General features: G+C 60.4%; 17 protein-coding genes. 7 read left to right on the top strand and 10 right to left on the bottom strand.

The window, feature by feature from the left end; all coding sequences use genetic code 11:
- Positions 1-62: 62 nt before the first annotated feature.
- The 6 genes from lon to cmoB all read left to right on the top strand — a co-directional run bounded on the left by lon (position 63) and on the right by cmoB (position 6156).
- On the top strand, positions 63-2483 hold the full coding sequence (lon, locus tag CI807_RS12255; RefSeq protein WP_095014839.1) for an endopeptidase La: 2421 nt from the start codon (positions 63-65) through the stop codon (positions 2481-2483).
- 204 nt (positions 2484-2687) lie between these two features.
- The gene (locus CI807_RS12250) at positions 2688-3077 is read left to right on the top strand and encodes a protease inhibitor I42 family protein (RefSeq protein WP_095014838.1); all 390 of its coding nucleotides are present in this window, start codon (positions 2688-2690) and stop codon (positions 3075-3077) included.
- A gap of 1 nt (position 3078) precedes the next feature.
- Positions 3079-3723, top strand: a complete 645-nt coding sequence (locus CI807_RS12245) for a lysoplasmalogenase (RefSeq protein WP_095014837.1) — start codon at positions 3079-3081, stop codon at positions 3721-3723.
- A gap of 161 nt (positions 3724-3884) precedes the next feature.
- Positions 3885-4322 (top strand): hypothetical protein, encoded by a 438-nt coding sequence (locus tag CI807_RS12240; protein ID WP_095014836.1) that lies wholly within the window; start codon positions 3885-3887, stop codon positions 4320-4322.
- Positions 4323-4459: 137 nt separating this feature from the next.
- Entirely contained in the window at positions 4460-5203 is a 744-nt protein-coding gene (gene cmoA, locus CI807_RS12235) for a carboxy-S-adenosyl-L-methionine synthase CmoA (RefSeq protein WP_095014835.1), read from the top strand.
- On the top strand, positions 5200-6156 hold the full coding sequence (gene cmoB, locus CI807_RS12230; protein ID WP_095014834.1) for a tRNA 5-methoxyuridine(34)/uridine 5-oxyacetic acid(34) synthase CmoB: 957 nt from the start codon (positions 5200-5202) through the stop codon (positions 6154-6156). The genes cmoA and cmoB overlap by 4 nt, the downstream gene beginning before the upstream one ends.
- A gap of 3 nt (positions 6157-6159) precedes the next feature.
- Here the strand turns inward: cmoB and tadA are convergent, their stop codons facing one another.
- The 10 genes from tadA to lptF form a co-directional block, all read right to left on the bottom strand.
- A complete protein-coding gene (gene tadA, locus CI807_RS12225) occupies positions 6160-6657 on the bottom strand; it encodes a tRNA adenosine(34) deaminase TadA (RefSeq protein ID WP_095014833.1) in 498 nt (165 codons plus the stop codon).
- Complete coding sequence (locus tag CI807_RS12220; protein ID WP_157742017.1) at positions 6657-8039, bottom strand: multicopper oxidase family protein; 1383 nt, start codon at positions 8037-8039, stop codon at positions 6657-6659. Before CI807_RS12220 ends, tadA begins: the two co-directional genes overlap by 1 nt.
- Before the next feature lie 181 nt (positions 8040-8220).
- Positions 8221-8964, bottom strand: a complete 744-nt coding sequence (gene pdxJ, locus CI807_RS12210; protein WP_095014831.1) for a pyridoxine 5'-phosphate synthase — start codon at positions 8962-8964, stop codon at positions 8221-8223.
- Between the two features lie 51 nt (positions 8965-9015).
- Complete coding sequence (gene recO / locus CI807_RS12205) at positions 9016-9705, bottom strand: DNA repair protein RecO (RefSeq protein WP_095014830.1); 690 nt, start codon at positions 9703-9705, stop codon at positions 9016-9018.
- A 164-nt stretch (positions 9706-9869) separates the two neighbouring features.
- The gene (gene era / locus CI807_RS12200; protein ID WP_028618988.1) at positions 9870-10772 is read right to left on the bottom strand and encodes a GTPase Era; all 903 of its coding nucleotides are present in this window, start codon (positions 10770-10772) and stop codon (positions 9870-9872) included.
- Complete coding sequence (rnc, locus tag CI807_RS12195; protein WP_016978270.1) at positions 10765-11454, bottom strand: ribonuclease III; 690 nt, start codon at positions 11452-11454, stop codon at positions 10765-10767. Before rnc ends, era begins: the two co-directional genes overlap by 8 nt.
- 150 nt (positions 11455-11604) lie before the next feature.
- On the bottom strand, positions 11605-12459 hold the full coding sequence (lepB, locus tag CI807_RS12190) for a signal peptidase I (protein ID WP_016978269.1): 855 nt from the start codon (positions 12457-12459) through the stop codon (positions 11605-11607).
- A gap of 5 nt (positions 12460-12464) precedes the next feature.
- Entirely contained in the window at positions 12465-14264 is a 1800-nt protein-coding gene (gene lepA / locus CI807_RS12185; protein WP_028618986.1) for a translation elongation factor 4, read from the bottom strand.
- Positions 14265-14415: 151 nt separating this feature from the next.
- Positions 14416-15495 carry an LPS export ABC transporter permease LptG gene (gene lptG, locus CI807_RS12180; RefSeq protein ID WP_095014829.1) on the bottom strand — a complete coding sequence of 360 codons (1080 nt, stop codon included), beginning with the start codon at positions 15493-15495 and terminating at the stop codon, positions 14416-14418.
- Positions 15488-16606, bottom strand: a complete 1119-nt coding sequence (gene lptF, locus CI807_RS12175; RefSeq protein WP_016978267.1) for an LPS export ABC transporter permease LptF — start codon at positions 16604-16606, stop codon at positions 15488-15490. The genes lptG and lptF overlap by 8 nt, the downstream gene beginning before the upstream one ends.
- A gap of 283 nt (positions 16607-16889) precedes the next feature.
- Between lptF and CI807_RS12170 the strand changes: the two genes are divergently transcribed.
- Positions 16890-18380 carry a leucyl aminopeptidase gene (locus CI807_RS12170; RefSeq protein ID WP_095014828.1) on the top strand — a complete coding sequence of 497 codons (1491 nt, stop codon included), beginning with the start codon at positions 16890-16892 and terminating at the stop codon, positions 18378-18380.
- The last annotated feature ends 43 nt before the right edge of the window (positions 18381-18423 follow it).

Here is an 18423-nt window from a genome sequence, read left to right as displayed (position 1 = left end):
ACCATTGAAACCACCGCTACCCCGCCCCATCTAACCTGCATACTTCCTTATGCAGGTGCCCCATGAGCGACCAGCAAGAATTCCCTGATTACGACCTCAACGACTACGCCGACCCCGAAAACGCTGAATCCGCCTCGTCCAATACCGGCCTGGCCTTGCCTGGGCAAAACCTGCCGGACAAGGTCTACATCATCCCGATCCACAACCGGCCCTTCTTCCCGGCGCAAGTGCTGCCGGTGATCGTCAATGAAGAGCCGTGGGCCGAGACCCTGGAGTTGGTGAGCAAATCCGACCACCACTCCCTGGCGCTGTTTTTCATGGACACGCCGCCGGAAGACCCGCGCCACTTCGACACCTCCAGCCTGCCGCTGTACGGCACCCTGGTGAAGGTGCACCACGCCAGCCGCGAAAACGGCAAGCTGCAATTCGTCGCCCAGGGCCTGACGCGCGTGCGCATCAAGACCTGGCTCAAGCACCATCGCCCGCCGTACCTGGTGGAAGTCGAATACCCACACCAGCCGAGCGAGCCGACTGATGAGGTCAAGGCCTACGGCATGGCGCTGATCAATGCGATCAAGGAACTGCTGCCACTCAACCCGCTGTACAGCGAAGAGTTGAAGAACTACCTCAACCGCTTCAGCCCCAACGACCCGTCGCCACTCACCGACTTCGCCGCCGCGCTGACGTCGGCCACTGGTAACGAGTTGCAGGAAGTGCTGGACTGCGTGCCCATGCTCAAGCGCATGGAAAAAGTGCTACCGATGCTGCGCAAAGAGGTTGAAGTCGCGCGCCTGCAAAAAGAACTGTCCGCCGAGGTCAACCGCAAGATCGGCGAGCACCAGCGCGAGTTCTTCCTCAAGGAACAACTCAAAGTCATCCAGCAGGAGCTGGGCCTGACCAAGGACGACCGCAGTGCCGACGTCGAACAGTTCGAGCAACGCCTGGAAGGCAAAGTGCTGCCGCCCCAGGCGAAAAAACGCATCGATGAAGAATTGAACAAACTGTCGATCCTCGAAACCGGATCGCCGGAATACGCGGTGACCCGCAACTACCTGGACTGGGCCACCTCGGTGCCGTGGGGCGTGTATGGCGAGGATAAACTCGACCTGAAACATGCACGCAAGGTGTTGGATAAACACCACGCGGGCCTGGATGACATCAAGAGCCGCATCCTCGAATTCCTTGCGGTGGGTGCCTATAAGGGCGAAGTCGCCGGCTCCATCGTGCTGCTGGTCGGCCCGCCGGGCGTGGGCAAGACCAGCGTGGGTAAATCCATCGCCGAGTCCCTGGGCCGGCCGTTCTACCGCTTCAGTGTCGGCGGCATGCGCGATGAGGCCGAGATCAAGGGCCATCGCCGCACCTACATCGGCGCCCTGCCGGGCAAGCTGGTGCAGGCGCTCAAGGATGTGGAAGTGATGAACCCGGTGATCATGCTCGATGAGATCGACAAGATGGGCCAAAGCTTCCAGGGCGACCCGGCGTCGGCCTTGCTGGAAACCCTCGATCCCGAGCAGAACGTCGAATTCCTCGACCACTACCTGGACCTGCGCCTGGACCTGTCCAAAGTGCTGTTCGTGTGCACTGCCAACACTTTGGATTCCATCCCCGGCCCACTGCTGGACCGTATGGAAGTGATTCGCCTGTCGGGCTATATCACCGAAGAAAAAGTCGCCATCGCCAAACGCCACCTGTGGCCGAAACAGCTGGAAAAAGCCGGCGTGTCGAAAAACAGCCTGACCATCAGCGACGGCGCTTTGCGTGCATTGATCGATGGCTATGCGCGGGAAGCCGGCGTGCGTCAGTTGGAAAAACAACTGGGCAAGCTGGTGCGCAAAGCCGTGGTCAAGTTGCTGGACGAGCCGGACTCGGTGATCAAGATTGGCAACAAAGACCTCGAAAGCTCCCTGGGCATCCCGGTGTTCCGCAATGAGCAAGTGCTATCCGGCACCGGCGTGATCACGGGGCTGGCCTGGACCAGCATGGGCGGCGCGACCTTGCCGATCGAGGCAACGCGTATCCACACGCTCAATCGCGGTTTCAAGCTCACCGGGCAGTTGGGTGAAGTGATGAAGGAGTCCGCGGAAATCGCCTACAGCTACATCAGCTCGAACCTGAAGTCGTTTGGCGGTGATGCGAAGTTCTTCGATGAGGCCTTCGTGCACTTGCATGTGCCGGAAGGCGCCACGCCGAAAGACGGCCCGAGCGCCGGGGTGACCATGGCCAGTGCGCTGCTGTCGCTGGCACGTAACCAGCCGCCGAAAAAAGGCGTGGCCATGACCGGCGAGCTGACGTTGACCGGGCATGTGCTGCCGATTGGCGGCGTACGCGAAAAGGTGATTGCAGCGCGGCGCCAGAAGATTCATGAGCTGATCCTGCCGGAGCCGAACCGTGGCAGCTATGAAGAGTTGCCGGAATACTTGAAAGAAGGCATGACGGTGCACTTTGCCAAGCGCTTTGCGGATGTGGCGAAAGTGCTGTTCTGACAGATCTCTATCGGCTTTAATGCCCTCTTCGCGAGCAAGCCCGCTCCCACATTTTGACCGCATTCCAAAGGATGTACCCGGTCAAAATGTGGGAGCGGGCTTGCTCGCGAAAGCGCCCGCCCAGTCACCACAAAATCCCCTCCTGTCACACCTTGTCTCATCTTCGGTTATGCTCGCCCTTCGTCGTGAATGAACGGAGCCCCCATGACCGCTGCCCGCCTGCTTCTCCCCTTGAGCCTTGCCCTGCTGGCCGCGTGCGCCAGTGCACCGAAGCAAAACATCACCGTGGACAACCAGAGTGCGTGCCCGCTCCAGCTTAAAAGCGGCCAAAACCTGACCCTCACGCTACCGAGCAACCCCACCACCGGCTACCGCTGGGCCATCCAGGATTCCGCTGGCGGCGTGCTGCGCGCGTTGAGTCCGGAGGTCTACAGCAGCTCGGAATCCGGCGTGATCGGTGGCGGCGGCCAGTCGACCTGGCGCTTCCAGGCTTTCGCCACCGGCCAGGGTCGTTTGCGCCTGACCTCCCAGCAACCCTGGGAGCCGGAAGCCGAACCCGTCGAAACCTTTGACTGCGCCATCACGGTGAACTGATATGCCATGGCTGATTCTTGCGTTGATGGGCGCCGGCACCTTTATCTACGGCCTTGCCACCCATGCCACCTTGTTGTGCCTGTTGGTCAAACCGCTGCCGGTGCTGGCGCTGCTAGGCTGGCTGCATGACGCGCCGCCCACCGACTATCGACGCTGGATCAGCCTGGGGTTGATTTTTTCCCTGGTGGGCGATGTGCTGCTGGCCTGGCCGGGCGACCTGTTCATCTTCGGCTTGGGTGCCTTCCTGTTTGCGCATTTGGCGTACCTCAAAGCCTATTTCAGTGATTGTCGCCGCTTGGCACTGCTGCCGCTGGTATTGGCGCTGGGCGTGGGCGCGATCCTGCTGAGCATCCTGATCTCCCGTGGCCTGGGCGACCTGCTGATTCCAGTGGTGGTTTATGCAACCGTGATCAGTGCCATGCTCTGGCGTGCGTTGGCGCGACTGGGCAGCGATGTGCCGAAACGCTCGGCATGGTTGGCGGCGGCGGGCGCGGCGTTGTTTGTGTTTTCTGACACGCTGATTGGTATCAATCGGTTTGTGGTGGCGTTCGATGCAGCGCCATATTTGCTGATCAGTACTTATTGGCTGGGCCAGTGGGGCATCACGGCATCTGCATTTTCGCAGTCTTCTCGATCTCACTCGTAAATGAATCATTGTACGCGCCGTCTATATTCCATCCGTAACGAAGGCCTATAGCAAACTACAATAAAAAACTGTCAAGTATCACAGTAGATCAAGCGCAGAAATGCTCATAAATTCCCCTGAAAGGATGAACAAAAAGCTCATCTAACATAAGGGAAAAGCAAATGACTACCCAAACTAAAAAAAGCCCAAAAAGTCCGACAACGGGCACCTTAACCGCCACCATCGAACAAAAACCTGCTTTGAACGCAGATTTCGTTCACGTGCATTACGTGAATAACTCGATGGAAATATATGGCAACGACAGCCGCCCGGAAGCGTTGCTTACATCAGTCACGATCACGGTCGTAAGGGATGTAAAGAGCGGAACGTATGAGTTGTATACAGACAGTGATTTTCAGAGCGCAGAAGTCCGGTATAACGGACTTCCCTATCTCTATGACACCGAATCCGCTACTTTACACATCACCGCCGACCATAAACAAAAGCACTCTTTTGGAACCTGTACGATTAAAGCCGTTGCGGTCTTTGACCCCGAAAATCGCATTACCGTTGAGGTCGAATTCGATCTCCACGGTGGAACGGACTCCCGTAAAATTTAGCACTTACCCCAATCCCTGTAGTTAGGGCTCACACGCAACAGCCTTCTCCCTGCGCGCGCGGTTTATCAGACAGACCGCGCATCCCCCCTTCAACTTGGCTAAAATGCCGGCCTTTCCCCCTCGTCGCCGGAACAACCGTGAGCAAAGAACCCGATCGCCTATTCGCCCAGCCCCTGCCCCAGGTGCCGGACTTCGCCTTTAACGAGGACGTGGTGCGGGTGTTCCCGGACATGATCAAGCGCTCGGTGCCCGGCTACCCGACCATCGTCGAGAACCTCGGCGTACTCGCCGCGCAGTTCGCCCAACCCAACAGCGTGCTGTATGACCTGGGATCCTCGCTTGGCGCGGTGACCCAGGCCCTGCGCCGCCATGTGCGCACCGACGGTTGCCGGGTGATCGCGGTGGATAACTCGGCTGCGATGGTCGAGCGTTGCCGTGAATACCTCAATGGCCAGGACTCGATGTTCCAGGAACTGCTGCCGGTCGAGGTCATCGAGGGCGATATCCTCGCGCTGCAGTTCCAGCCGGCCTCGGTGGTGGCGCTGAATTTCACCCTGCAATTCATCGCGCCCGATGAGCGCCTGACGCTGCTCTCGCGCATCCGCCAATCATTGTTGCCGGGCGGTGCATTGATCCTTTCGGAAAAGCTGCGCTTCAATGATCCCGAAGAACACGCGTTGCTCACCGATCTGCACATCGCGTTCAAACGCGCCAACGGCTACAGCGAACTGGAAATCGCCCAGAAGCGCAGCGCCATCGAAAACGTCATGAAGCCCGACAGCCTCGAAGAACACCGCGCACGCCTGTTGGCGGCAGGGTTCTCGAAAGTCGTGCCGTGGTTCCAGTGTCTTAACTTTGCCTCGTTGATTGCCTTGCCATGATTGATTTGTCCCCCCTCGCCCGCCATCTGGTCGGCACTCCCCTGGCCGTGTGGGCCCAGGGCCTGCAAGCGCAACTCGATAGCAAGATGGAAAAGGGTCATGGCGATCTTGAGCGCTGGCAGAGTGCGCTGGATGCGCTGCCAAACATCCAGCCCAGCGAAGTGGATTTGCTCAACGGCCTGACACTCGATACCGACTGCGATGACGACACCCGCGTGCAGATGCATGCCGCGCTGATGGGCCTGAGTCCGTGGCGCAAAGGGCCATTCAACCTGTTCGGCGTGCATGTGGACACCGAATGGCGCTCGGACTGGAAGTGGTCCCGGGTGGCACCGCACCTGAACCTGAAGGGCAAGCGCATCCTCGACGTGGGCTGCGGCAACGGTTACTACATGTGGCGCATGCTCGGCGCCGGGGCCGACAGCGTGATTGGCGTGGATCCGAACTGGTTGTTCTTCTGTCAGTTCCAGGCGGTTCAGCGTTATCTGTCAGAACCCAAGGCCTGGCACCTGCCGTTCCCGTTCGAAGACCTGCCGCAGAACCTGGAAGGCTTCGACACGGTGTTTTCCATGGGCGTGTTTTATCACCGCCGCTCGCCAATCGAGCATTTGCTGGCGCTGAAGGACACCCTGGTCAAGGGCGGTGAACTGGTCTTGGAAACCCTGGTGGTCGAAGGCGACCAGCAACAAGTGCTGGTGCCGGAAGATCGCTACGCGCAGATGCGCAACGTGTGGTTCCTGCCGTCGGTGCCAGCGTTGATGCTGTGGCTGCGGCGTGCCGGGTTCAGTGATGTGCGCTGTGTGGATGTGAGCGTCACCACCGTCGAGGAACAGCGTGGGACAGAGTGGATGAAGTACCAGTCGCTGAGTGATTTCCTTGATCCGCAAGATCACAGCAAAACCATCGAAGGGCTGCCGGCGCCGATGCGGGCAGTGATCATCGCCCGCAAATAAACCTCAAAGGGACGGCTTGGCTCTTCGCGCCTTGAAGAACTCGCTCAAGACCGTCCCGCATTCCTCGGCCAACACCCCTCCTTCAAACAGCACCTTATGATTGAGAAAGCCCTGGGTAAAAAACTGCCCCTGGCTTTGCACGATCCCCGCCTTGGGTTCCAGCGCGCCGTACACCACCCGCGCAATCCGCGAATGCACGATCAGCCCCGCACACATGCTGCACGGCTCCAGGGTCACATACAGCGTGCTGCCCACCAGGCGATAGTTGCTGATGGATTGCGCGGCGGCGCGGATGGCGACCATTTCGGCGTGGGCGCTGGGGTCGTTGCCGCTGATGGGGCAGTTGAAGCCACGGCCGATGATTTCGCCGTCCTGCACCAACACAGCGCCTACGGGGACTTCACCCAATGCAGCGCCTTGGGCGGCAAGGGCCAGGGCTTCGCGCATGAAGTCCTGGTCGCGGCTGCGGTCGATGATCGCGGTGGGGCGAAACTGACGCATCACGCCACCTCGATGGCGGCCATCAGGCCGGTTTCCATGTGGTCGATCACGTGGCAGTGGAACATCCACACCCCTGGGTTATCTGCCACCAGCGCCACGCGGGCGCGCTCGTTTTTACCCAGCAGATAGGTGTCGGTGAAGTACGGGATCACCTTGTGGCGATTCGAGGCGATCACTTTGAAGCTCATGCCATGCAGGTGGATCGGGTGCTGGTACTGGGTCATGTTCTTCAATTCGAAAATGTAACTCTTGCCCTTTTCCAGCTTGGCGATCGGGCGGTCGGCGCAGGTCTTGTCGGTGATGTCCCAGGCCTTGCCGTTGATCTGCCACAGGCTGGGTGGCTTGCCGTTGTCGGTATTGACCGAGACCGAACCCACCCACTCGAAATTGAAGTTGAGTTTCTCGGCGTTGGCCAGGTCCGGCTCGGCAATCGGGTTGGCTGGCAGCGTCGGCGGCCATTCAGTCGGCGCGTCGGTATTGGCCACCGAACGGAAGGTGCCCAGCCGCACCGGGCCATTGCGGATCGACAGTTCCTCGCCAGCCGGCGGTGCCTTGATCGCCAGGCAGATGCGCATGCCGGGGCCCAGCCAGTATTCCTTGCCCAACGGGCGCGGCTCGATGGGGTTACCGTCCAGCGCGTAGATCTGCGCCTCGACATCCGGAATGTTGATGCGGTAGGTCAGGGTATTGTCGAGGTTGAGCAGACGCACGCGAGTGATCTGTCCGGCCGGCAAATCGATCACGGCCTGGGACACGCCATTGATCGTCGACAACCGCCCGGCGGTGCCGCCGCGTGCCGCCTCACGGGGAATGCTGAAGGCGACGAAGGCGCCCTCTTCGTCCACGTGCCAGCTTTTCAGGCTGAGGGTGCGTTCATGTTTGAAACCGGTGGGTTCGCGCTCTTCGATGATCAGCGGGCCGACCAGGCCACGGCCGAGTTCTTCGCTGCTGTTCACATGGGGGTGATACCAGTAGCTGCCGGCGTCGGGCACGCGGAATTTGTAATCGAAATATTCACCGGGCAACACCGGCAGTTGCGAAACGTAGGGTACGCCGTCCATTTCCAGTGGCAGGCGGATGCCATGCCAGTGAATGGTCGTGGCGACCGGCAGGTGGTTGATAAAGCGTACCCGCAACCATTCGCCCTGGCGCACTCGTAACTCGGTGCCCGGCGCAGACGGGCCGAACGCCCAGGCTTCGGTCTTGTGGCCCGGCACCAACTCCACATCGAGCGGCGCAGCGATCAGCTCGTAATCATGCCCCGCCTCGGCCTCGGCAACTTTCCCCAACCAGTAGCGGTAGGCGCCACCGGCACCGACACCTACTACGGCCAGGCCTGCAAGACCACCCAGGATTTGTCGACGGGAAAAGGATCGGGACACAACAACCTCACGTATCGGCCGCAGGCCCAAGGCCTGCAAAGGGCAGATACGATACACCTGCCCCGGCTGTAGGAGCGAGCTTGCTCGCGAAAGACCTTAGAACAACTCGGAAAGCCAGGCTCCCCGCGTCATCGTTGACGACCTTCGCGAGCAAGCTCGCTCCTACAGAATGATCGACGGATCAGGCCTTGGCGGCCGCCAGAATCAGGGCTTTCATCTCGGCGACGGCGCCTTTGAAACCGACGAACAACGCGTGGGCCACCAATGCATGACCGATGTTCAGCTCGTTGATACCCTTGATCGCGGCCACGGCTTCGACGTTGTGGTAGTGCAGGCCATGCCCGGCGTTGACGATCAGGCCTTCCTTGAGGCCGCAACTCACACCGTCGATGATGCGTTGCAGCTCGTCGGCCACTTCAGTCGGCGTAGTGGCATCGGCGTAACGGCCGGTGTGCAGCTCGATGGCAGGTGCACCGACACGGCGCGACGCTTCGATCTGGCGCTCGTCGGCATCGATGAACAGCGAGACTTCGCTGCCGATCTTCGACAAGCGCTCTACGGCAGCCTTGATCCGCGCTTCCTGGCCGGCCACGTCGAGGCCGCCTTCGGTGGTCAGTTCCTGGCGGGTTTCCGGCACCAGGCAGATGTGCGCCGGGCGGATGCGCTCGGCGAACTGCATCATTTCCTCGGTGACGCCCATTTCGAAGTTCATGCGGGTTTGCAGCACGTCCTTGAGCACCAGCACGTCACGCTCCTGGATGTGGCGGCGGTCTTCGCGCAGGTGCACGGTGATACCGTCGGCACCCGCTTCTTCGGCGTCCAGCGCGGCCTTGACCGGGTCAGGGTAACGGGTGCCCCGGGCCTGGCGCAGGGTAGCGACGTGGTCGATGTTGACGCCAAGAAGAATGCGATTGCTGGTGGTCACGGAAGCGCTCCTGAAAAGGGAAAGAAACGCTGCACAGCATACACGGGGTTGTCAGGGCTTTCGAAACAACTCGCGACTGACCAGCGGCCGTCCGCCCAAGTGCACGGCCAGGGCCTGGCGCATCAGGCGCTTGGCGGCAGACAGCGCGCCGGGGGCGGTCCAGTCGGCTTCGCTCATGGCCAGCAGTTCGGTGCCCTGGAACAGACCCGGTTGCAGCAGGTATACACGCTCCAGGCCGGCGTCGACCTGCAGACGGTACATGCCGTCGGCGGCGATGGGGTTGCCGTGCAGGTCGTTGTTTAATTCAAAGCCATAGCCCAGGTCGTCGAGCAGGCGCCATTCGAAGGCGCGTAGCAGAGGCTCCAATGGACGCCCTTCGGCCAGGGCCAACAAGGTGGCAGCGTAGTGATCGAAGACGGCCGGGTGCGGGTCTTCGGCAGGGAGCAGGCGGATCAACAGTTCATTGAGGTAGAGGCCGCTGAACAGCGCTTCGCCATTGAGCCAGGCAGAGGTGCCGACGCTTTCCATGCGACCAACGTTTTTCAGCTCGCCCTTGCCGCGAAACTCCACGTCCAGGGCCACGAATGGCCGTGCCAGCGTGCCCGCCTTGCCCCGCGCACTGCGCAAGACAGCGCGCAGGCGGCCTTGGGGCGTGAGGAAGTCCACCAGGGCGCTGGTCTCGCGGTAGGCGCGGCTGTGCAGGACGTAGGCGAGTTGGCTGGGGGGTGGGGATTGGGACATTGGGTTCTCGCTGACAAGCACGGTCTTGAAAACTGCGACTTTCCAATGTGGGAGCGGGCTTGCTCGCGAAGGCGGGGTGTCAGTCGATACATTCATCACTGATACACCGTATTCGCGAGCAAGCCCGCTCCCACATTTTGACTTGCGGCGTTACCGAAAGGCGCTTACAGGTCGCCGTAGCCCAGGGAACGCAGTGCACGCTCATCATCGGACCAACCACCCTTCACCTTCACCCACAGGTTGAGCATGATCTTGGAGTCGAACAGCAATTCCATGTCCTTGCGCGCTTCGGTGCCGATGCGCTTGATGCGCTCGCCCTTGTCGCCAATGATGATCTTCTTCTGGCCATCACGTTCGACGAGGATCAGCGCATGGATGTGCAAGGTCTTGCCCTGCTGCTTGAACTCTTCGATCTCGACGGTGATCTGGTACGGCAGCTCGGCGCCCATCTGACGCATGATTTTCTCGCGCACCAGTTCGGCGGCAAGAAAACGGCTGCTGCGGTCGGTGATCTGGTCTTCCGGGAAGAAATGCTCGTTCTCCGGCAAGTGCTCGGCGATCACACGCTCCAGCGCCTCCAGGTTGTGGCCGTGCTGGGCCGAGATCGGGATGATCTGCGCGTTCGGCAGTTGCTCCTGCAGCCAGCTCAGGTGCGGCATCAATTCGGCTTTGTCTTCGATGCGGTCGGTCTTGTTCAACGCGACGATCAACGGGCCGGTGACGTACTGCACACGCTCCAGGACCATCTGGTCTTCGTCGGTCCACTTGGTGCGGTCGACCACGAAGATCACCACGTCGACGTCTTTCAACGCCGCCGAAGCGGTCTTGTTCATGTAGCGGTTCAGGGCCTTCTCGCCACCCTTGTGCATGCCTGGAGTGTCGACGTAGACCGCTTGCACGTTGCCTTCGGTCTTGATGCCCAGCATGTTGTGGCGGGTGGTCTGCGGCTTGCGCGAGGTAATCGCGAGCTTCTGGCCGAGGATGTGGTTCAGCAGCGTGGACTTGCCCACGTTCGGGCGGCCGACGATGGCAACATAGCCACAGCGTGTTGCGGTTGAATCAGTCATGGCCATTCTCCACGCCCAGGGCAATCAGTGCTGCAGCGGCCGCTACCTGTTCGGCAATACGACGGCTCACACCCTGACCTCGGCTTTTTTCGTTCAATAAGGTGATTTCACATTCCACGAAGAACACGCGGCAATGCGGCTCACCCTGGATATCCACCACTTCGTAGCGTGGCAGTTCGCAACCACGGGACTGCAGGAATTCCTGCAGGCGGGTCTTGGGATCTTTATTGGTGTCGACCAGCGTGAGGCTCTCGATCTCGGAGGTCAGCCACGCGGTAACGCGCTCCTTGGCCGCTTCCATGCCTGCATCGAGGTAGATGGCACCGATCAGCGCTTCGAGGGCGTCGGCCAGGATCGATTCGCGGCGGAAACCGCCGCTCTTCAGCTCACCGGAGCCCAAGCGCAGGTACTCACCCAGGCCGAAACCACGGGCCAGCACCGCCAAGGTCTCGCCTTTCACCAGGCGGGCGCGCAAACGCGACAGCTGGCCTTCACGGGCTTGCGGGAAGCGCTCGAACAGGGCCTCACCGGCGACGAAATTGAGGATGGCATCACCAAGGAATTCCAGGCGCTCGTTATTGCGCCCTGCAAAGCTGCGGTGTGTGAGGGCAAGGACCATCAATTCCTGGTCCTTGAAGGTGTAGCCGAGCTGGCGCTCGAGACGACTTAAAGAAACGCTCACGGTTTACCCATATCTGTTTGGTGGCACCGGCGGCCATCGACGATTGACGCAGTGTTCAAATTCAAATCCTGATTGGTGCAGCATGAGGCAGGACAGATTTGTCCCCACCCCAGAAAAGCATTCGGCGCTGTGTTCACAGCGCCGCCTGTATTACTTGATCAGCCCGACCCGCGAGAAGTTCGGCAAGTGGCTGAGTTTGGGTTCCGGCCAGCTCATCCAGACCGCGAAGGCCTTGCCGACGATATTCTGGTCGGGAACCATGCCCAGCAGGTCCTTGGGAATGTTGGGGTCATCCCAGTACCGGCTGTCATTGGAGTTGTCGCGGTTGTCGCCCATCATGAAGTAGTGCCCGGCCGGCACTGTCCACTGGCCGTCAGGCTGGGCACGGTAACGGCTCATTTCCTTGCGGATTTCGTGCTCCACCGCACCGAGTTTTTCCTGGTACAGCTCAGCGCTACCCAGGCTGTTCGGCTCGGAACCGATCAGTTTCTCGGCCACCGACTCACCATTGATGAACAGGCGCTTGTCGCCGGTGTAGCGGATCACGTCGCCCGGCAGGCCGACCACACGCTTGATGTAGTTGACGTTCGGGTCGCTCGGATAGCGGAACACCATCACATCGCCACGCTGCGGGTCACCGACTTCAATGACCTTCTTGTCGATCACCGGCAGGCGGATCCCGTAGGAAAACTTGTTCACCAGGATGAAGTCGCCGACGTCCAGGGTAGGTTTCATCGACCCCGAGGGGATCTGAAACGGTTCCACCAGGAACGAACGCAGCACCAGCACGATGAACAACACCGGGAAGAACGACTTGCCGTATTCCACCAGCAAAGGCTCTTTGTTCAGCTTCTCGATCACCACGCCATCGGGCTGGCTGACGCTGCCCTGATAGGACGCGATAGCCGCCCGCCGACGCGGGGCGAAGAACACCAGATCGAGCAACGCCAGGAGACCGCAAACGGCAACGGCGATGACCAGCAACAGCGGGAAATTTAGCGACATAGGACCTAACTATCCAACCTGAGCACCGCAAGGAAGGCTTCTTGTGGAACTTCCACGTTACCTACTTGCTTCATGCGTTTTTTACCGGCTTTTTGCTTCTCAAGCAGCTTGCGCTTACGGCTTACGTCACCGCCGTAGCATTTGGCCAGTACGTTCTTTCTGAGTGCCTTGACGGAGGTCCGCGCAATGATCTGCCCGCCGATGGCGGCCTGGATCGCGACGTCGAACATCTGGCGCGGAATCAGTTCTTTCATCTTCTCGGTCAACTGGCGACCTTTATAGTGCGCGTTGTCCTTGTGCACGATCAGGGCCAGGGCATCGACCTTGTCGCCGTTGATCAACACATCCAGTTTCACCAGATTAGCCGATTGGTAACGGTCGAAATGGTAATCCAACGAAGCATAGCCGCGGCTGGTGGATTTGAGGCGGTCGAAGAAGTCCAATACCACTTCGTTCATCGGCATGTCGTAGGTCACTTGGACCTGGGTGCCGAGGAACAGCATGTCGCGCTGCACGCCACGTTTTTCGATGCACAGGGTAATAACGTTGCCCAAGTGCTCCTGCGGAACCAGGATGTTGGCCCGCACGATAGGCTCGCGCATGTCTTCGATCGCCGAGAGATCCGGGAGCTTGGACGGGTTGTCGACGTAAATCGTTTCACCGGTTTTCAGCAACAACTCGAAAATAACCGTTGGCGCGGTGGTGATCAGGTCCAGGTCGTATTCGCGCTCGAGGCGCTCCTGGATGATTTCCATGTGCAGCATGCCCAGGAAACCACAGCGGAAGCCGAAGCCCAGTGCGTCGGAGCTTTCCGGGGTGTACTGCAACGACGAGTCGTTGAGGGTCAGCTTTTGCAGAGCCTCGCGGAAGTCTTCGAAATCATCGGAGCTGACCGGGAACAGACCCGCGTAGACCTGCGGCTGGATGCGCTTGAAGCCTGGCAGCACGTCGACATCCGGCGTGGAGCTCAGGGTCAGGGTGTCACCCACCGGCGCACCGTGGATGTCCTTGATACCGGCGATGATGAAGCCTACTTCACCGGCTTTCAGATCAACGGTCGCGGTGTGCTTGGGGTTGAAGACACCGACGCTGTCCACCAGGTGGATCTTGCCGGTGGACTTGACCAGGATCTTGTCGCCCTTCTTCACACGGCCGTGGCGCACGCGTACCAGGGAGACAACGCCCAGGTAGTTGTCGAACCAGGAGTCGATGATCAACGCTTGCAGCGGATCTTCGTAGTTGCCGGTCGGGGCTGGAATGGTCTGCACCAGGCGTTCAAGCACTTCGTCGACACCCAGGCCGGTCTTGGCGCTGCAGGTGACGGCGTCGGTGGCGTCGATGCCGATGATCTTCTCGATCTCTTCCTTGACGCGCTCTGGCTCGGCCTGAGGCAGGTCGATCTTGTTCAGCACGGGCATGACTTCCAGGCCCTGCTCGATCGCGGTGTAGCAGTTGGCAACCGACTGCGCTTCCACACCCTGCCCTGCGTCAACCACCAGCAAGGCACCTTCACAGGCCGCCAGGGACCGGCTGACTTCGTAGGTGAAGTCGACGTGGCCTGGGGTGTCAATGAAGTTCAGCTGGTAGGTGATGCCGTCTTTGGCTTTGTAATACAGCGTAACGCTGTGGGCCTTGATGGTGATCCCGCGCTCGCGTTCGAGGTCCATGGAGTCCAGTACCTGGGCTTCCATTTCACGCTCGGCAAGGCCGCCGCACATCTGGATGAATCGATCGGCCAGCGTCGACTTACCATGGTCAATGTGGGCGATGATGGAGAAATTGCGGATATGACTCAAATCACTCACGGATCAACACTCAAAAAGGCTGCAGGCAGATTGCCCGCTGAAAAATAGCCGGGAATTGTACCTGATGCCCGGGCCGGACGTCATCTTTGCTGACCAGAACAAAAATGCCCCGATCTCTCGACCGGGGCATTTTTTGTTCATAAGCGCGCAATCAACCGGCCCGGCGCAATAGCCAGAAGCCGGCCAGGGCACAGATGGCCGTGGGCACCAGCACCGCAAACAGCGGCGAGAAGCCGAACACCAGGCTCGACGGGCCGAGCAGGTCCTGGGCAATACGGAAGGTGAAGCCCACCAGCACGCCTGTGAATACGCGTTGACCCAGGGTCACGGAACGCAACGGACCAAAGATGAAGGAAATGGCCATCAGCACCAGTGCAGCGGTCACCACCGGCTGCAACACCTTGACCCAAAATGCCAGCCAGTAGCGGCCATTGTTCAGGCCCTGATCCTTCAGATAGTGGATATACCCCCACAGCCCGGAGATCGGCAGGCTTTCGGGGATCATCACCACGGTATTCAACAGTTCCGGCTTGAGGGCGATATCCCACTCCTGGCTCGGCACATTGATCACTTCGGTACTGGCCTTGGTGCCTTGGTCGATATTACGGAAGTAGGTCGTAGTGACGTCGCTGAGTTGCCATTTTTCGCTGCCGTATTGCGCACGTTTGGCGAAGCTTGACTCCAGCAGGTGACGTTCTTTGTCGAACGTATAACGCGTGACACCAATCAACAGGCCACCCGGCTGCACGGCGTTGATGTGGATGAATTCATCACCCTGGCGGTGCCACAGGCCGTGTTTGGAGCTTTGCGCATCGCCCGACCCCTGGGCCAGGGCACGATTGGCCTGGGCAGTGGTTTCAGCCGGCGGCGCGACGTATTCACCGATCAACACGCTGCACGCCATCAGCAGCAGCATGGGCTTCATGACCGCCCAGACGATACGACCGATGGACACGCCGGCGGCGCGCATGATGGTCAACTCGCTGTTGCTGGCCAGGCTGCCGAGGCCGATCAGGCAGCCGATCAGCGCGGCCATCGGCATCATGTCGTAGAGGCGGCGCGGCGCGGTGAGGGCCACGTAGCTCAGCACGTCCCACACGGTGTAAGTGTCAGTGACGTTGCCGACTTCATCGATAAAGGCGAACAGCGAAGCCAGACCGAGGATGATGCCCAATACCGCCAGGATGGCGATCAGTACGCTGCTACCAATGTAGCGATCGAGCTTAGCCACGAGCCAACTCCTTCTGGCCACGACGGCTCATCATTTTCAAACGGATCGGTTCCCAATAGAGCAGGCCCAGGCCAATCACCAGGAAGATCCCGTGCACCCACCACAGGCCCAGGGTCGGCGACAGCTTGCCCTTCTCCAGGGAACCACGGGCGGAAATCAGGATGGTGAGGTACGCCATGTACAGCAGGATCGCCGGCAACAGCTTGAGGAAGCGGCCCTGACGCGGGTTGACGCGCGACAGCGGCACCGCCATCAAGGTCACGATGAACACCAGCAGCGGCAAGGAAATCCGCCATTGCAGCTCGGCAATCGAGCGCAGTTCCTTGCTGCCGAACAAATCGGTGGTCGGGATGGCGTCGCGGTCGGTGACTTCGTCACTGATATCCGGGCGCGCCAACATCACGCCATAGGTGTCGTACTTGATCGCACGGTAATCGGCCATGCCCGGGCTGCCATCGTAGCGATAGCCATTTTCCAGGATCAGGTAGCGGCTGCCGTCAGGACGCACTTCCTGGCGACCGGAATCAGCCACCAGCACGGAAATGCCACGGTCTTTCTTGTCCTGCCCCAGGCGTTTCTCGGAGATGAACACACCGCCCAGGTTGGCGCGGTCGTCGGTCAGGGTTTCGGTGTAGGTCACCCGCGAACCATCATTGAGCGCCTGGAAGCGGCCGGGTTCGAGGGTGTCGAACTCGGTCATCGCGTCCTGTTTATTCAGTACCAGTTGGAACTGCATGGCGCCCTGAGGGGCCAGGCTCAGGCTCAGCCAGGCCACGATCAGCGCAACGCCGGCGGCCGGGATCATGGTCATGCCCAGCAGGCGCTGCTGGCTCATGCCGGTGGCCGAGAGCACGGTCATCTCGCTTTCGAGGTACAAGCGGCCGTAGGCCAGCAGGATCCCGAGGAACAGGCCGAGCGGCAGGATCAACTGCAGGAAGCCCGGCAGACGAAAGCCCATGATCAGGAACAGCGAGCCCGGATCCAGAGCGCCGGAGGCAGCCTGGGCCAGGTATTTGACGAAACGACCACTCATGATGATGACCAGCAATACCGCACTCACGGCACTCAGGGTCAACAGGACTTCGCGGGACAGATAACGGAAGACGATCAAACCAGACACTCCAGGGTTGTCAGGCTAAGGCGGCCAAACAAGCAAGCATACCGAGTCAGCCCGTTTGCACGGACCGGCTAAAAAGATGGCGCATTATCCTGTGATTGACCGCGCCTGTCACTGCGCAACCTCATGCGCATGCACAAAGCGGGTGACAAGGGTTGTCAGCCTCCGCCGGCGAGGTTCAAACTGCGGCCTTTGTCGCCGGCGGTTTACACAGCTGCCTGGTATTAAAGCCGGAGTACAGACTCCTGGCTAACCGACCTTTATAAGGGACCCGAAAATGGAATTGGTTGTAAAAAGCGTTAGCCCCGAAACGTTGAAAACCGCCACCCTCGTGGTCGCCATCGGCGAAGGCCGCAAGCTCGGCGTTGCCGCCAAGCAACTCGACGAACTCAGCGGCGGCGCCATCAGCGCAGTGCTCAAGCGCGGCGACCTGGCCGGCAAAGTCGGCCAGAGCCTGCTGCTGCAGAGCCTGCCCAACCTGAAAGCCGACCGCGTATTGCTGGTGGGCGTGGGCAAGGACGCTGAACTGGGCGACCGTCCGTTCCGCAAAATCATCAGCGGCATCCTCACCACTCTCAAGGGCCTGGGCGGCACTGACGCCACGCTGGCACTCGATGAAGTCGTGGTCAAAGGCCGTGACAGCTACGGCAAGACCCGCCTGCTGGCCGAGAGCCTGGTGGACGGCGGCTACATTTTCGACCAGTACAAGAGCACCAAGGCCGAACCCCGCGCCCTGAAGAAAATCACCCTGCTGACCATCAAGGCCGCCCAGGCTGAAGTCGAGCGCGCCGTGACCCATGCGACTGCGATCGCCAATGGCATGTCGTTTACCCGCGACCTGGGCAACCTGCCGCCGAACATCTGCCACCCGACTTTCCTGGGCGAACAAGCCAAGGCGCTGGGCAAAGAGTTCAAAGGCCTGAAAGTCGAAGTGCTGGACGAGAAAAAGATCAAGGAACTGGGCATGGGCTCGTTCTATGCCGTGGGCCAGGGCAGCGACCAGCCGCCACGCCTGATCGTGATGCAATACAACGGCGGCAAGAAGTCCGAGAAGCCTTACGCCCTGGTCGGCAAAGGCATCACCTTTGACACCGGCGGCATCAGCCTCAAGCCGGGCCTGGGCATGGACGAGATGAAGTACGACATGGGCGGCGCCGCCAGCGTGTTCGGCACCCTGCGCGCCGTGCTGGAACTCAAGCTGCCGATCAACCTGGTGTGCATCCTGGCCTGCGCCGAGAACATGCCGAGCGGCGGCGCGACCCGTCCGGGCGACATCGTCACCACCCTGAGCGGCCAGACCGTCGAAATCCTCAACACCGACGCCGAAGGCCGCCTGGTGCTGTGCGATGCCCTGACCTACGCCGAGCGCTTCAAGCCACAGGCCGTGATCGACATCGCCACCCTGACCGGTGCCTGCATCGTCGCCCTGGGTTCGCACACCTCCGGCCTGCTGGGCAACAGCGATGAGCTGATCGAACAACTGCTCAGCGCCGGCAAAGCCGCAGACGACCGCGCCTGGCAACTGCCGCTGTTCGATGAGTACCAGGAACAGCTGGACAGCCCGTTCGCCGACATCGCCAACATCGGCGGTCCGAAAGCTGGCACCATCACCGCTGCGTGCTTCCTGTCGCGCTTTGCCAAGAACTTCAACTGGGCGCACCTGGACATCGCCGGCACGGCCTGGACCAGCGGCGGCAAGGACAAGGGCGCAACCGGCCGTCCGGTTCCCCTGCTGACCCAGTACCTGCTGGATCGCGCCAAGGCCTAACCCTGTAGGAGCGAGCTCGCTCGCGAAAACCTTGAGGACAACG

The sequence above is a fragment of the Pseudomonas sp. NS1(2017) genome (genome assembly GCF_002269425.1).
Taxonomy (GTDB): Bacteria; Pseudomonadota; Gammaproteobacteria; order Pseudomonadales; family Pseudomonadaceae; genus Aquipseudomonas; species Aquipseudomonas reactans.
The sequence above is the reverse complement of the archived record's forward strand: the minus strand, read 5'-3'. Positions and strand labels throughout refer to the sequence as shown.

What these genes read in the sequence shown, in the direction of transcription:
- lon (WP_095014839.1), top strand. Translation starts at nt 63, where the DNA reads ATGAGCGACCAGCAAGAATTCCCTGATTACGACCTCAACGACTACGCC.
- CI807_RS12250 (WP_095014838.1), top strand. Translation starts at nt 2,688, where the DNA reads ATGACCGCTGCCCGCCTGCTTCTCCCCTTGAGCCTTGCCCTGCTGGCC.
- CI807_RS12245 (WP_095014837.1), top strand. Translation starts at nt 3,079, where the DNA reads ATGCCATGGCTGATTCTTGCGTTGATGGGCGCCGGCACCTTTATCTAC.
- CI807_RS12240 (WP_095014836.1), top strand. Translation starts at nt 3,885, where the DNA reads ATGACTACCCAAACTAAAAAAAGCCCAAAAAGTCCGACAACGGGCACC.
- cmoB (WP_095014834.1), top strand. Translation starts at nt 5,200, where the DNA reads ATGATTGATTTGTCCCCCCTCGCCCGCCATCTGGTCGGCACTCCCCTG.
- tadA (WP_095014833.1), bottom strand. Translation starts at nt 6,657, where the DNA reads ATGCGTCAGTTTCGCCCCACCGCGATCATCGACCGCAGCCGCGACCAG.
- recO (WP_095014830.1), bottom strand. Translation starts at nt 9,705, where the DNA reads ATGTCCCAATCCCCACCCCCCAGCCAACTCGCCTACGTCCTGCACAGC.
- era (WP_028618988.1), bottom strand. Translation starts at nt 10,772, where the DNA reads ATGACTGATTCAACCGCAACACGCTGTGGCTATGTTGCCATCGTCGGC.
- lepB (WP_016978269.1), bottom strand. Translation starts at nt 12,459, where the DNA reads ATGTCGCTAAATTTCCCGCTGTTGCTGGTCATCGCCGTTGCCGTTTGC.
- CI807_RS12170 (WP_095014828.1), top strand. Translation starts at nt 16,890, where the DNA reads ATGGAATTGGTTGTAAAAAGCGTTAGCCCCGAAACGTTGAAAACCGCC.